Source organism: Neisseria sp. P0001.S005 (assembly GCF_051963715.1).
On sequence record NZ_JBQCTZ010000004.1, the window covers coordinates 1 to 13,059 of the forward strand.

General features: G+C 44.9%; 16 protein-coding genes and 1 tRNA gene. 8 read left to right on the forward strand and 9 right to left on the reverse strand.

The features are described from left to right. Nucleotides 1-11: 11 nt before the first annotated feature. From glyS to ACTHSP_RS01260, 3 genes are all read left to right on the forward strand, one after another. Nucleotides 12-2,075, forward strand: coding sequence for a glycine--tRNA ligase subunit beta (gene glyS / locus ACTHSP_RS01250; RefSeq protein WP_440345497.1), 2,064 nt, complete (start codon nucleotides 12-14; stop codon nucleotides 2,073-2,075). 162 nt (nucleotides 2,076-2,237) lie between these two features. Further along, nucleotides 2,238-3,317 carry an iron-sulfur cluster carrier protein ApbC gene (apbC, locus tag ACTHSP_RS01255; RefSeq protein ID WP_440345485.1) on the forward strand — a complete coding sequence of 360 codons (1,080 nt, stop codon included), beginning with the start codon at nucleotides 2,238-2,240 and terminating at the stop codon, nucleotides 3,315-3,317. Nucleotides 3,318-3,376: 59 nt separating this feature from the next. After that, nucleotides 3,377-3,452, forward strand: a tRNA-Lys gene (locus tag ACTHSP_RS01260). A gap of 37 nt (nucleotides 3,453-3,489) precedes the next feature. Here ACTHSP_RS01260 and ACTHSP_RS01265 read toward each other — a convergent pair. The 6 genes from ACTHSP_RS01265 to ACTHSP_RS01290 form a co-directional block, all read right to left on the reverse strand. Further along, nucleotides 3,490-4,482: a site-specific integrase gene (locus ACTHSP_RS01265; RefSeq protein WP_318250515.1), complete on the reverse strand. Its 993-nt coding sequence runs from the start codon at nucleotides 4,480-4,482 to the stop codon at nucleotides 3,490-3,492. Next, nucleotides 4,392-4,721 (reverse strand): excisionase family DNA-binding protein, encoded by a 330-nt coding sequence (locus tag ACTHSP_RS01270; protein WP_080974654.1) that lies wholly within the window; start codon nucleotides 4,719-4,721, stop codon nucleotides 4,392-4,394. Before ACTHSP_RS01270 ends, ACTHSP_RS01265 begins: the two co-directional genes overlap by 91 nt. Before the next feature lie 266 nt (nucleotides 4,722-4,987). After that, nucleotides 4,988-5,422, reverse strand: a complete 435-nt coding sequence (locus ACTHSP_RS01275; protein ID WP_049351573.1) for a hypothetical protein — start codon at nucleotides 5,420-5,422, stop codon at nucleotides 4,988-4,990. Nucleotide 5,423: 1 nt separating this feature from the next. Then, on the reverse strand, nucleotides 5,424-6,302 hold the full coding sequence (locus tag ACTHSP_RS01280; protein WP_371464965.1) for a conjugal transfer protein TraL: 879 nt from the start codon (nucleotides 6,300-6,302) through the stop codon (nucleotides 5,424-5,426). A gap of 29 nt (nucleotides 6,303-6,331) precedes the next feature. Beyond that, on the reverse strand, nucleotides 6,332-6,883 hold the full coding sequence (locus tag ACTHSP_RS01285; RefSeq protein WP_371464964.1) for a TrbM/KikA/MpfK family conjugal transfer protein: 552 nt from the start codon (nucleotides 6,881-6,883) through the stop codon (nucleotides 6,332-6,334). Between the two features lie 111 nt (nucleotides 6,884-6,994). Next, nucleotides 6,995-7,162, reverse strand: coding sequence for a hypothetical protein (locus tag ACTHSP_RS01290; protein WP_168167216.1), 168 nt, complete (start codon nucleotides 7,160-7,162; stop codon nucleotides 6,995-6,997). A 139-nt stretch (nucleotides 7,163-7,301) separates the two neighbouring features. Between ACTHSP_RS01290 and ACTHSP_RS01295 the strand changes: the two genes are divergently transcribed. Then, on the forward strand, nucleotides 7,302-7,922 hold the full coding sequence (locus ACTHSP_RS01295) for a hypothetical protein (RefSeq protein ID WP_371464963.1): 621 nt from the start codon (nucleotides 7,302-7,304) through the stop codon (nucleotides 7,920-7,922). A gap of 273 nt (nucleotides 7,923-8,195) precedes the next feature. Here ACTHSP_RS01295 and ACTHSP_RS01300 read toward each other — a convergent pair whose 3' ends face one another. Together ACTHSP_RS01300 and ACTHSP_RS01305 are read right to left on the reverse strand one after the other, a co-directional pair. Further along, nucleotides 8,196-8,492, reverse strand: a complete 297-nt coding sequence (locus tag ACTHSP_RS01300) for a hypothetical protein (RefSeq protein ID WP_371464962.1) — start codon at nucleotides 8,490-8,492, stop codon at nucleotides 8,196-8,198. Between the two features lie 706 nt (nucleotides 8,493-9,198). After that, nucleotides 9,199-9,831: a helix-turn-helix domain-containing protein gene (locus ACTHSP_RS01305; protein WP_440345486.1), complete on the reverse strand. Its 633-nt coding sequence runs from the start codon at nucleotides 9,829-9,831 to the stop codon at nucleotides 9,199-9,201. 112 nt (nucleotides 9,832-9,943) lie between these two features. On the opposite strand from ACTHSP_RS01305, the gene ACTHSP_RS01310 reads away from it, so the two are divergent. The 4 genes from ACTHSP_RS01310 to ACTHSP_RS01325 all read left to right on the forward strand — a co-directional run bounded on the left by ACTHSP_RS01310 (nucleotide 9,944) and on the right by ACTHSP_RS01325 (nucleotide 11,939). After that, nucleotides 9,944-10,159 carry a helix-turn-helix transcriptional regulator gene (locus ACTHSP_RS01310; protein WP_049351607.1) on the forward strand — a complete coding sequence of 72 codons (216 nt, stop codon included), beginning with the start codon at nucleotides 9,944-9,946 and terminating at the stop codon, nucleotides 10,157-10,159. A 2-nt stretch (nucleotides 10,160-10,161) separates the two neighbouring features. Further along, the gene (locus tag ACTHSP_RS01315; RefSeq protein ID WP_440345487.1) at nucleotides 10,162-10,923 is read left to right on the forward strand and encodes a hypothetical protein; all 762 of its coding nucleotides are present in this window, start codon (nucleotides 10,162-10,164) and stop codon (nucleotides 10,921-10,923) included. A gap of 507 nt (nucleotides 10,924-11,430) precedes the next feature. Continuing rightward, complete coding sequence (locus ACTHSP_RS01320) at nucleotides 11,431-11,679, forward strand: type II toxin-antitoxin system Phd/YefM family antitoxin (RefSeq protein ID WP_223169026.1); 249 nt, start codon at nucleotides 11,431-11,433, stop codon at nucleotides 11,677-11,679. Next, on the forward strand, nucleotides 11,676-11,939 hold the full coding sequence (locus ACTHSP_RS01325; RefSeq protein WP_079453728.1) for a Txe/YoeB family addiction module toxin: 264 nt from the start codon (nucleotides 11,676-11,678) through the stop codon (nucleotides 11,937-11,939). The genes ACTHSP_RS01320 and ACTHSP_RS01325 overlap by 4 nt, the downstream gene beginning before the upstream one ends. Before the next feature lie 46 nt (nucleotides 11,940-11,985). On the opposite strand, the gene ACTHSP_RS01330 is transcribed toward ACTHSP_RS01325, so the two are convergent. Continuing rightward, on the reverse strand, nucleotides 11,986-12,369 hold the full coding sequence (locus ACTHSP_RS01330; RefSeq protein WP_440345488.1) for a hypothetical protein: 384 nt from the start codon (nucleotides 12,367-12,369) through the stop codon (nucleotides 11,986-11,988). Nucleotides 12,370-13,059 lie beyond the last annotated feature (690 nt).

Sequence of the window (13,059 nt, forward strand, 5' to 3'; positions counted from 1 at the left end):
ACGATAAGCACATGACAACCCAAACCCTTTTAATCGAACTTCTCACTGAAGAACTCCCGCCAAAAGCCCTCAATAATCTGGGCAACCATTTTGCCGCTTCTGTTGCTGAAGGCTTGGAAAAGGCGCAACTGATTGACGGCGCAGCCGAATACACTGCCTACGCTTCTCCGCGCCGTTTGGCCGTTCAAGTCAAAAACGTGAAAGCCGTTCAAGCCGACCAAAAAATCGTGAAAAAAGGCCCGGCCGTGGCGAATGCTATGAAAGACGGTGCGCCGACTAAGGCTTTGGAAGGTTTTGCGCGCGGTGCAGGTGCGAAAATCGAAGACCTGACCATCATCAATGACGGCAAGCAAGACGTGTACGCCTACGAGTACGTCCAAACCGGCAAATCGCTGGGCGAGCTTTTGGAAGACATCATCAATGCAGCAGTGAAAAAACTGCCGATTCCTAAAGTCATGCGTTGGGGCAGCAGCACATTTACCTTCGTGCGCCCTGTACACAGCCTGATCGTGCTGCACGGCGGCGACATCGTAAATGTCAGCGTTTTGGGCCTGCAAAGCGGCAACAAAACCTTGGGTCACCGCTTCCTCTCCAGCGGCGAAATCGCCATCGAAAATGCCGACAGCTACGCCGCACAAATGCGCGAGCAAGGCAAAGTGGAAGCATCGTTTGCCGAACGCAAAGCCGCCATTCAAACGGCCTTGAACGAGCAGGCAGGCCGTCTGAACGCGACCGTTGCCGCCGATGAAGCATTGTTGGATGAAGTGACCGCATTGGTCGAATGGCCTGTGGTATTGGAAGCCGGTTTTGAAGAACACTTCCTCGCCGTACCGCAAGAATGCTTGATTCTGACCATGCAGCAAAACCAAAAATACTTCCCGTTGCTCGATCAAAACGGCAAGCTGATGAACCGCTTCCTGCTAGTGTCCAACCTGCAAACCGAAGACCCGTCACACATCATTCAAGGCAACGAACGCGTATTGCGCGCGCGTTTGTCTGATGCCGAGTTCTTCTACAAACAAGACCAAAAAGCGACTTTGGAAAGCCGCCTGCCGAAATTGTCCAGCGTGGTTTACCACAACAAAATCGGTTCGCAAGCCGAGCGCATCGAGCGTCTGCAAAGCATTGCCGCCCATATCGCCAAAGCATTGGGCGCGGATGCCGCCGCAGCCGAGCGCGCCGCACGTTTGGCCAAAGCCGACTTGGTAACCGAAATGGTCGGCGAGTTCCCCGAATTGCAAGGCACCATGGGCAAATACTATGCCCGCTTGGACGGAGAAACCGAAGAAATCGCCGAAGCCATCGAGCAACACTACCAACCGCGCTTTGCCGGCGACAACCTGCCGAACGGCAAAGTGGCAACCGCCGTTGCTTTGGCCGACAAACTGGAAACCTTGGTCGGCATTTGGGGTATCGGTCTGATTCCGACCGGCGACAAAGACCCATATGCCCTGCGCCGCTCCGCATTGGGTATTTTGCGTATGCTGATGCAGTACGGTTTGGACGTAAACGAACTGATTCAGACGGCCTTCAACAGCTTCCCGCAAGGTTTGCTCAACGAGAAAACGCCGTCTGAAACTGCCGACTTCATGCAGGCGCGTTTGGCCGTGTTGTTGCAAAACGATTATCCGCAAGACATCGTTGCCGCAGTATTGGCGAAACAGCCGCGCCGTTTGGACAACGTAGTGGCCAAACTGCAGGCCGTTGCCGCGTTCAAACAGCTGCCCGAAGCCGCCGCATTGGCCGCAGCCAATAAACGCGTACAAAACCTGCTGAAAAAAGCCGATGCCGAGTTGGGTGAAGTCGATGAAAGCCTGCTGCAACAGGACGAAGAAAAAGCCCTGTACGCCGCCGCGCAAGGTTTACAGCCGAAAATCTCCGCCGCAGTTGCCGAAGGCAATTTCCAAACTGCTTTGTCCGAGCTGGCTTCCGTCAAGCCGCAAGTCGACGCATTCTTCGACGGCGTGATGGTAATGGCCGAAGATGCCGCCGTGAAACAAAACCGTTTGAACCTGCTGAACCGCTTGGCAGAACAAATGAACGCAGTTGCCGACATTGCGCTCTTGAGCGAATAAGGCCGCGTTTCAGTTGACCCTTTTTTCAGGCTGCCCGATATTTCAGGCAGCCTGAAGTTTTTCGGGCGTATCCCTTGCATGGCGTTCAAGGGTATAATTCGGCAGATTTGTCGCACGACAAATCGCGCACATAAACAATTTCCCACATTCAAGAGGCAGATTATGAATATCCCAGCCATCCGAACCGCACTCGATGCCGTATTGATTCCCCATACAATGCGCACCTTAGGCAGCGAAAAAGCCGTTACACTCCTTGAAGAGCGTTCAGACGGCCTGCATATCGGCCTGAAATTCGCGTTCCCAGTTGCCCATATCGCCGCAGACATTGCCAACGCCCTCCAAGAAGCCGTCATGGCACATACCGGCGACACGCATATCTATTTGAGTATCGATACCGAAATCGGTACGCACAAAGTCCAACCCGGCGTGGCAACCATCAAAGGCGTGAAAAACATCATCGCCGTTGCATCGGGCAAAGGTGGTGTCGGCAAATCAACGACCACTGCCAACCTTGCCACCGCAATGGCCAGAATGGGCGCGCGCGTCGGCGTACTCGATGCCGACCTGTACGGCCCAAGCCAGCCCACCATGCTCGGCGTACAAGACCGCAAACCCGACCAACAAAACAAAAAACTGATTCCCGTTGAAGCCGAAAGCGGCATTCAAGTGATGTCCATCGGTTTTCTGGTCGATACTGACCAAGCCGTCGTTTGGCGCGGCCCGATGGTCAGCCAAGCCTTGCAACAGCTGATGTTCCAAAGCGAATGGGACAATGTCGATTATCTCTTCATCGACCTGCCGCCCGGTACCGGCGATATTCAATTGACCCTGTCGCAAAAAATCCCCGTAACCGGCTCCGTTGTCGTCACCACGCCGCAAGACATCGCCCTGATTGATGCACGCAAAGCCGTGGATATGTTCAACAAAGTCAATATTCCGATTTTGGGCGTTTTGGAAAACATGTCTGTCCATATTTGCACCAACTGCGGCCATGCCGAAGCAATCTTTGGCGCAGAAGGCGGCAAAAACCTGGCAGAGCGTTTGAACGTACCGTTGCTTGGCCAACTTCCATTAAGCCTGCCTGTACGCGAAGCCATGGACAACGGCACATCTTCGGCCTTGTTTGAAAACAACCAAACCATCGCCGACATCTACACCGAAGCCGCATTCCAAATTGCACTGGCCATTGCCGATAAAGGCAAAGACTTCAGCAGCCGCTTCCCGAAAATCGTCGTCGAATAAAAAAGTTTAAAAAAGGTGTTGACAGCTGTGTGACCCGTCTCTATAATGCACAGCTTATCGGGTCGTTAGCTCAGTCGGTAGAGCAGCGGACTTTTAATCCGTTGGTCGAGCGTTCGAATCGCTCACGACCCACCACTTTTCCTAAGCCTAAACAATTGTTTAGGCTTTTTTCTTAGCTACCGCCTATATTGGGGTGTGCCTGTTTTGTGTCGAAGCCAAGACCGACACTGTCCAATATAGCCGCGTGTCCGTGCAAATGTTCGGGGGCTAGATGGGCATACTTCTGAACCATCCCGACATTTTCCCAACCACCCATTTCCTGCAAAGCGGCGAGCGGAACTCCGGCTTGTACCAACCAACTTGCCCATGTATGCCTAAGATCGTGCCATCTGAAATCAACAATGCCTGCCTGAGACAATGCGTTTTTCCAAACACGCGAACTGATGCTTTTCACGGGTTTACCGTTTGGTAGAGTAAAAACAAAAGATGGATGTTTGCCCATCCGTTTTTCCAATATACCGAGTGCCGTCTGATTCAGGGCAACGCCGATAGCGCGTCCTGCTTTGGCTTCGTCTGCCTCAATCCATGCCGTCTTGCGACTTAGATTGATATGCGACCACTTCAGCCCCAGTACATTGCGTTGCCGCAAGCCTGTCGCCAAACTGAACACTGCCATATCAGCTAAATACTCCGGCAGGGCATCAATCAGCCTTTGGGCTTCTTCATGCTTCAGCCAACGGATACGGCGTTTGGCTTCACGATACAGTTTCAACTTCGGCACATTGTCCAGCCAGCCCCATTCTTTTTCCGCCTTATTCAAAATCGATCGGATTAAGGCAAGATAGCGATTTTTGGTACTGTCCGAACAAGTCATGCGGTTAATAGTCTGCATGATGAAATCACGGCTCATATGGTGCAAGAAGATACCTCTGAAATGAACTAGACAGCGCAAACGGCTTATGTCATCCCTTATGCTTTTCTTGTCCCCCATCTCTTCAATCCACCGGACTGCCGCTTCATCCCACAGTCGTTTCGGTTTTTCGTTGAAATGTTCCTGCTGCCACAATTCATGTTTCAGTTTGTCATGCAGCCTTTGGGCTTCATTTTTGTCTTTGGTGCGAGAAGATTGTCTAATTCTTTGACCGCTTTGCGTTGTGATGTCAATGTAATAGACGCCGTTTTCGCGTTTATAGATCGGCATTTTTGTTCACTCCTACTTTCGAGTGAAGCCAGCATCCGCGCATTTTCCAGTTCGTTTATAAATGCGTCAAGTGCGGGCTGCGTGATACAATATTTCCGTCCGGGCATGGAGGCTGCCAAACGGCCGGAGCGGATATGCTCCCGTATAGTTTCGGGATGGCATTTGCAGTATTGAGCCGCTTCTTTCACGTCATATGTCTTCATGGATTACCTCGATATTTCATAAACCGTGTAGGGCGCGTTTTCCTGTAGTAGCGACAGCCGTCTAACTGACGCATATCGCTTGATACGGGATTCCAATACTAAAAAGTTGTTTCGGTCGATATAAAACAGCAGGCAGAGATAACCCTGCCTGTCTGCTTCGAGTGGAACGAGACGGAAGTGAGGAAACTGATCATCCTTTGGATTAAACAGGGCGCTTACTTTTACGGTAACAACTTCTACACTCTTCTCTATCAGCATAAAGTTCCCTAAACAAATTTCAGAACAAGTATGGAACAGAAGAAAATCAGTGCCGCAACTAACCATGACCGGTTTATCTTCGTTGTTACTTCGTCAAGGTATCCCTTCATTTGTTTGTCAATTTTGGCTTGGATTGAGGCGTACATCTTGCCTTCACTTTCAGCTAGCTCTTTACCATACCCTGCTAGAAGATCTGCCATAATCTGTTCACGATAAGTCTTCAAATCTTCAGCAATTTGAACTGCCGTTTTCAACGGTTCTTCGATTTCAGCAGTAATTCCGTCAAAATCCTCACAAGTACGGTTACGTTGTTCTTCAAACAAGGCTTTCAGCCGGCTTTCCTGTACCAACAGAATAGCAATAACCGGGTCGTCTGCTGTAAGTTTGATACCTGAAACCCGGAACACGTCGGCAATAATGGCATCTACTTCTGCTTTTCCCATATCATGCCTCTGATTTTTCCGGTTGGCGTTGAGTAGCCAAAAACTCTATTTGATCCAGTTGTTCATACAACTCACGCTGTACCGTACGCAGACGTTGGCGAGGCATCAAGCCAAATTCACCTGAATTTTGTGCTTCAGTTAAAATCAGGTTTTTGGTTGTCATTTCCTTTATATCTGCACCAAACGTATCAGGGTTGCGATGTGAAATATGTACCACACCGATAATACGATCCTTGTATTGCTTATAAACACCAAATTCTTCAAACGGTTTATCTTTAGTTACCACACCTTGAAAGTCGTTAAGCCAAATAACCACTTCAGCCTGTAAAGCATTTAACGTTTGCACCAAACCTGTAATACAGTCATCAAGAGCCTGTCCACCTACAAGTGGTACATGAATAATCATGCGGATACCGTTTTCGGCCAAGAAGGACGGTACTTCGTTTTCTGCCATATAAGACATCAATGGCACAAAAGTAGCAGCCCCGTTGTCAATGACAGCAATACCTTCCTCGTTTACCAGCTTCTCAATCAATCCATCAAAATAGCGGGAATCAATATTATTACTGTCATTTAAAATATCGATTACTTCAGGATTTAACGCCGAGAAACGGCTAAAAGAAGGATTTACGGGATCAGTATCAAAGCAATGCAGTTGCTCTCCACTGGCTTTTGCTTTGAGGTAGTCACCTAAAAAACTTGCAATCGTTGATTTACCAACGCCGCCTTTACCTTGTGCAATAAAATGGACTTCTTTCATGGCATAACCTTTCGTTTGTTCAAATGATTTTTTACAAAAAGAAACCTGCTCGTCCCTGAACAAGTTTGTGTTTGTAAAAAAAGCAGCCCTATAAGCAGGGCTGCCGAAGCTGCTAAACATTTATGCCTATGTAGAGCAGGAGTGAAGATTTAACGAATATCTACCCAGCGACCACCATTCTTCTCTTCGCCGACATATCGAACTTTATCGCCCGCAGTCGTCCATCCGTGGTCGTAATAAGCCTTGCAGTATTCCGGTTTATCAGGTCTGACGTAAAACTTTTTAACCGTCTGGCAATTTTCATCAAACGTATATTGTCGGCCAAAGCGATATTTGTTTTTTTGTTCGCATACCTTCTCAAACCTTGAATAACGCATCATACGGTTCAACTCTTGAGCGTCACACCGGCCAGCTCCATTTGCAATTGCATCAACCAAACCCGACATTTCGGCACTTTCCGAACTACTTGGACACATTTTTAAAAAGTTACGACGCGCCTTGATGGTATCGCCCAATTTTTTGTGGCGAATCGAAAAATATCGTCTAATAGAAGACGCACATTCGCTTGGACGATCACCTGATGACAGACATAAAATTGCCTCACACGCCAAGCGCGTATCGCCTGTAAGCACATCGTCAGCATAAGTCGCCGGCGCTGCTCCCAGTAACGCCGCAATTAACAAACCCAAAGATTTTTTCATACACACACCTTTTCCATATTGAAATAAAAGACGAAAAAAAGGATAATCTGCGTACCCCTACGAGATCATCCATCTCAACTTAAAAGCCGCTTTTGAATGAAAGCGGCTTTTTCATTGCCAAACAACTGTGCGAACTTGGAACTTACATCCATCCTGAACGATATTCACACACAAATCACCATTACCCCTCATCAACAGATCAACCTGTTTAGATGCGGCTCTCATACTATGATAAGTACCAATAATGATTTGCTTAACGGGCTTGCGGATTTTTTTCATGTTACTTCCTTTCGCTTTTAGATGAAGTGAAGGTCGTCTGAAACCATTTTCAGACGACCTTGAGAATAGGCGGGCATTTCTCTACCCGTGTTAAGATTGGATTACCACATCTTCTCTTTACACGAAACAAGAAATGCCCATGAAAAACAAACAAAAAGAGTTATTTGAAAATATTACTATCAGTGTTGTTTATGGCTCGCTTTTGATAAAAAGTCTGCCTCTATTTATTTTTTTATGCGTGATATTTTCCGCTTGGCAGCTATGGGAAAACCATAGTGAAATCTCAATAAAATTCAAATGGACGTGGAAACTATTTGTTTCTTCAGCACTTGCATTATTTATTGCCAAAATATTTTCGATCCATCATTTCAATCACAAATATGGGATCTATCCCGAATATCTTAACTATTCAATTTCTGTATGGACTATCATCACTGCTATTACGTTTTTAACACTTCCAATCTTGTGGCATATACTCAAACTCATGATAGAGGGTAGAAATGCCCCGTTATTTAAATCTTTTAAAAAAGGTATCTATGCAATAACACTCTTAATGATGTGGGGGCTTATTATCAAAGCATATGATAAAGCTACCGAGTATGATCGCTGGCCACTCATGTTGGATGCGTACAGCTATTCCGACTGCAAAACAAGTCAAGGTAGTATTGCCATACGAAAAGATGATACAACGTGTTACCGATTCATACTTAGCTATCCACTCAAAGTAGAGATGCAGGAATATCCATCACCTAAACCATGAGGAGCAACCGTGGCATGAGCCGACATCCAAGGATAACCAAATAATCATTTCCGATATAATCCACACCTGAAAGCCGATGGCTATCGTTGTCAGAGCCGATTGCCTATCGTACTCTTTCCAGCCTCGGAATATATAGAATGAATGCAACAACGCCCATGTTAAAATTATAGACAGTCTGATTTTATTGCAGCAGTCCACTTATCATTCATCTCCAAATGTGAACTAAGGCGGTAGAAAAGGTTGTCTAAAGCACGTTTTCAGACAACCTTGTTTTCAACTCTCCCGAAAAAATCCCGCAAACCTACCCTCAAATTCCTCCGCAATCTCTTCAATATCGTCAAAATCGCTATCTTTCCAAAGATCACTGTCATTTAGAAACCACTCGAATTTCCACCAGTATTCATTTGCGACGCGCGATGCGAGGAATGCGTCATCGTGATTCTCACGGTTCGCCTCAAAAATATCCTGTCCCGAACGCACATAAACTGACGATTGGTTTTCAAAATGTTCACTGATTTTTGCTGCCTTGTTTTGCAGTTCTTTAATCTTAGCCTTTATCATATTCATCATAATGACACCTTTGAACTATAATAATTTGTCTGATTATTTCAGATGAACCCAAACGGAAACCCGCTTCTTGCACAAGCGGGCTTGGATTTGGATACATGTTTAAAGACGGGTAGCGCCGTCTGAACATTTGGGCATTTGCCCTATCGGACTTTTCCGATAAATACCCGCTCACGGCAGGGAATATAAAAATCAAAATGTATTTTGCAGCTTGTCCGCAGATTATCGCTGCTGCATCGGGAATACGTCCCGATTAAGAAATACGTCCAACTTGCCGCCTGTTACCGGACCCCACTGGGCAACCCGGATGCGCGGCATTTTTTTTGGCAGGTCGGATGATGCCTGCAACCGTTTGTCCGATTTACCCAAAGGCTCGATCACCTTTTTTACGCATGATGTTTCAGTCTTTTCAGGCCAAAACATCTCCGAAGGCCGGTTGCTTCGTTCCAAATATTTAAAGATCTTTCTGCGTTATTTGCAGAATATATCTGTATTATAAGCAGATTATTTTCTGCGTCAAGTGCAAATTTGCATTTTGATGAAAATAAAAAGGCCGTCTGAAAATTCAGACGGCCTTTTTATTGGGCAGTTGAAGATTATCTGTGAACATTTGCCACTATTCCTAAATAACAGAGTGATTCATTCAAGAATAGCTTTGGATTTACAGAAACTCCTTGCAAATCATTATTCAGGTTGGAGATAGGCGTAATTATTTTCTTCTATATTTTCGATGTTCAACCATGACCCCCAACGTTTTCAAGTCAGAGTGGGAAGAATGGAAAATTTCAAAATCTTCATTTAATGGATATAGCTCAAAAACTTTTTTTCCATCAACGATGCCACGCGCACGGTACTTTCTGAAAAAAATATCCTGACCATTACTTGTGGCCAAAACAAAGTCTCCAGCTTCGGCTTGCAAAGTTGGGTCCAAGATAATCTTATCGCCTACCTGAAAATCTGGACTCATACTTAAATCATTTATTTCAAATGAAAAAGATTGTGCTGAAATTGTTTCTTCAGTTATCAACCACTCGTCGATTTTTAAAAATTCAACATGACTTTGGATTTTATCCCAATCTAATATTTGCTGCTTATTTAACAAAGGAATCCTATGATAGCCAGATGGAAGAGAAATATCCTTTGCTATATGAGATGACATCAAGTCAACAGGGGAGCAGTTTAAGGCTTTAGCAATTACACTTATCTTTTCAGTAGTCAAGGATTGTTGACCTCTTTCTATTCTTGAGAGGTTACCAGTATCCGAACCAATTTCAAGAGCTAATTGCTCAAGAGTCATTTTTAATTCTTTTCGCCTAGCGCGAATGTTTTGTCCAATATCCATTCTTACATTCTCTAATTCTGCGTGAAATACATCAAAGCTGTGAAAGCAGAATAGCCTTGTTATTTTTCTGCGTTTAACGCATAATAAAAAAGTTTTTAGTAGGAATCAGATTATGACTTCACCTTTAAAATTAGCTCGCCTAGGGCGAAAACTGACGTTGGAACAAGTTGCCGAATTGGTTGGCAGCGATAGTGGGAATATTTCCAGAATTGAAAGAGCGAAACAAATCCCGAATAGGGATTTGGCAGCAAAACTGGTTGAGTTATTCAGAGAAGATGGACTCACGGAGGTTCATCTTTTTTATCCAGAACGTTTTGAAACCAAATAACAATGCTCACAGCCGAAATCCGCCACCACATAACAACGGACTTCGTGGTTTACCGCGAGTTCGGGCTTTTGTGCGGCTCCAATATTCAGGCAGCGACATTATTGTCAGGGCTGTTTTGGTGGAGCGACGTGGCCGATAAAGAACCAAAACGTCAGGGTTGGTTTTATAAAACCGCTTCCCAGCTGTTCGATGAGTTCGGACTGACACGGCGTGGCTATGAAAAGGCAAGAAAATTCCTTTCAGGCAAAGGCGTTATCCAATGCCGACGTGCAGGTGTACACGGCAGGATGCACTGGCAACTCAATAAAGAGCGTCTGTTAGAGCTATGCTATCTTGTCAAAGGCCAACCAGTGCCGCAATTCAACAGCCGTTACCATCTCGACATCGACAAATTCCGTCTTGAAAAATGGATCAATCTCGACCTTTGGAATGACTTCCTCAAAATGCGCGCCGAAAAAGGCAAGCCAGTCAGTCTGAAGCAGAAAAAGATCCTGCTCAATCAACTCAAAGACCTCAAAAATAAAAATTACGACTTGGAAGCTGCTATGCGAAAAGCCATTCTAAACGGCTGGGCAGGCTTCTACGCATCCGACCGATCGCCTATCCGCTCACAGCCGACACCCGAAGCAGAAGCCCTTAAGGTGCTGGCAGAATATGAGGTACAAATCAAACAATCCGTTCATCCTCCTGATATAGACGGACAGCGGAATCCTGACAACCCTCACCGTCAAAATCTCCTAAATTACTATAAGAAAAAACAGTAATCATCAGGCTGTTGGCACAGCCATGCCCCAAAGCTGCTCCGGCAGCTTTTTTTGTGTTTTTTTGCCGGTAATTAGGCCGTCTGAAAGTGATTTTTTCCTGTTCTCTTCAAAAATTAGAGATGTGATCGGCTGTTTTTCTGCTCCATTTCCCTTTTTTATCCCAATCAGATTTAAAAAATCGGTTTTTATGTTGAAAATAAGTATCTGAAAATATTGTGTTTGTACATAATGAGCAAAGAACTTTGGCTTTAGAGGACATAGAACTTTGTCCGTATAGGACGGCCTTTATACAAAGATCACGTTCACAGACCACTATCAAAAAATATTACAGGCTCACGCCTGACTGTTTTTTGTGCAATTTATAATGGATGTAGATGGATATTGATGGTTGAGAGGATATAGACTCTTTTTGAGGGAGAGATATGTACAGGTTTTGTGGATAAATCGTTAGAAATATGTACAGGGTTACTGTACAATAAATTATATTGCCTAATGGAGATACAAAAAATGGACTATGTAATCAGCTACACCGCAGCCCGTGAAGATTTGGCGCAAGTTATGACTAAAGTTTGTGAAGACCAAGTAGTAACACATATTACGCGCCGGAACGGAGGGAACTGTGTCTTGATGTCTGAGGAAGAGTACAGCTCTATTATGGAGACACTTTACCTGTTCGGAAATCCTACTAATGCTGCACGTTTGGAGCACTCGCTGGCTCAGGCAGAACAGGGGGAATTTGTAGAGGTTGATCTGTGAGAAAGCACCGTTTTACCGCTGATGCCGCCGAAGATTTGGCATATTGGAAAAAGCATGATGCTAGGAAGGTTGAACGGATTAAGTTGCTTTTGGAAGATATTAAAGCCAACCATCCGAAGGGAATCGGGAAACCCGAACCACTTCGTCACCATAAATCGGGCTTATGGTCGCGAAGGATTGATCGGGAACACCGTTTGGTTTATTCGGTAGATGAAGATACGGTAACTGTATATGCCTGCCGATACCATTACGAACGCTAAACCAACTTGTTGACTTTGAGGCCGTCTGAAAATTCAGACGGCTTTTTCATTTGAACTCGTCTGGGTTAATCGGTTTTTGCCAATCAAATTTGTTCTTTCCGGCATTAGATTGAGCCAAAGTTTCTTTTTGCTTTTCAGGTTCAGAAACGGGGCTTTTTGAATTAGTTAATTTATTATCATTTTGAGATTTTTCTACCTTCTTTTCAGCTCCTAAATTCATTTTTTGAAGCCGGGAACGGATGAATCGATTTAATGCCTGTTGGCTTACTCTTACATTTTTCTTTTCAGCCAAAAACTGCAATATCAGTTTTTCAGTAAACCCAAGCTGCTTCATTTCTAAAATTTCATCTTTATAAGGCTCCAGTACGGATCGTTTCCCTGAACTCAATTTATTTTCATACGATTTGATGAAATCTTCTAAATCACTCATACACACCTCTTACAACATCATAACAACATTTATACAACCTATTTTACAACCTATACAACACTTATACAACACTTATACAACACTTATACAACCTATTACAACAATAAACAACTAAAAACAACATATATACAACATTCAAACAACAAATATACAAGAATTTTTACAACATTAATACAACCTATTACAACAATAAAACAACATATACAACATTATTACAACAACTATACAACCTATTAACAACCAAATAACAACACATATACAACAATTAAACAACAAATACCTCCTCTCCACGCGTACTTCTTCTCTCAAAAAAGGATATTGGCTAAGTACCAATAAATTTTAACTACAACGCAGGATAGGCAACGAGTGCCAAAAACAGGGTGGTTTTACCACCCTGATTCCGCCCAAAAGGGCGGAAACGCCGCAAAGCGGCTGAAGGTTTGAACAACCATCGGGGGCATCTGCCGCCGTGTTGTTGGTTGATGTCTGAATTTCAAAGCGCAAAAAGTCCAGACCAAGACAAGTGTCTCTGCACGGCTTCCACCTTTTCCACCACGCCACAGAAGGCGCGCCGGACAAAGATGAAAGCCGCACAAAGCCAGTCTGGACTTTTTGCGCTTTGAAATTTTTAACGACATCACAACACGGCGGCAGATGCCCCCGATGGTTGTTTATTTATGAATGAACATT

Excerpts from the sequence above, each read along its gene's own strand:
- glyS (WP_440345497.1), top strand. The coding sequence starts at position 12 with ATGACAACCCAAACCCTTTTAATCGAACTTCTCACTGAAGAACTCCCG.
- apbC (WP_440345485.1), top strand. The coding sequence starts at position 2,238 with ATGAATATCCCAGCCATCCGAACCGCACTCGATGCCGTATTGATTCCC.
- ACTHSP_RS01270 (WP_080974654.1), bottom strand. The coding sequence starts at position 4,721 with ATGAAGACATATGACGTGAAAGAAGCGGCTCAATACTGCAAATGCCAT.
- ACTHSP_RS01275 (WP_049351573.1), bottom strand. The coding sequence starts at position 5,422 with ATGGGAAAAGCAGAAGTAGATGCCATTATTGCCGACGTGTTCCGGGTT.
- ACTHSP_RS01280 (WP_371464965.1), bottom strand. The coding sequence starts at position 6,302 with ATGTTTAGCAGCTTCGGCAGCCCTGCTTATAGGGCTGCTTTTTTTACA.
- ACTHSP_RS01285 (WP_371464964.1), bottom strand. The coding sequence starts at position 6,883 with ATGAAAAAATCTTTGGGTTTGTTAATTGCGGCGTTACTGGGAGCAGCG.
- ACTHSP_RS01290 (WP_168167216.1), bottom strand. The coding sequence starts at position 7,162 with ATGAAAAAAATCCGCAAGCCCGTTAAGCAAATCATTATTGGTACTTAT.
- ACTHSP_RS01295 (WP_371464963.1), top strand. The coding sequence starts at position 7,302 with ATGAAAAACAAACAAAAAGAGTTATTTGAAAATATTACTATCAGTGTT.
- ACTHSP_RS01300 (WP_371464962.1), bottom strand. The coding sequence starts at position 8,492 with ATGATGAATATGATAAAGGCTAAGATTAAAGAACTGCAAAACAAGGCA.
- ACTHSP_RS01305 (WP_440345486.1), bottom strand. The coding sequence starts at position 9,831 with ATGGATATTGGACAAAACATTCGCGCTAGGCGAAAAGAATTAAAAATG.
- ACTHSP_RS01310 (WP_049351607.1), top strand. The coding sequence starts at position 9,944 with ATGACTTCACCTTTAAAATTAGCTCGCCTAGGGCGAAAACTGACGTTG.
- ACTHSP_RS01315 (WP_440345487.1), top strand. The coding sequence starts at position 10,162 with ATGCTCACAGCCGAAATCCGCCACCACATAACAACGGACTTCGTGGTT.
- ACTHSP_RS01320 (WP_223169026.1), top strand. The coding sequence starts at position 11,431 with ATGGACTATGTAATCAGCTACACCGCAGCCCGTGAAGATTTGGCGCAA.
- ACTHSP_RS01330 (WP_440345488.1), bottom strand. The coding sequence starts at position 12,369 with ATGAGTGATTTAGAAGATTTCATCAAATCGTATGAAAATAAATTGAGT.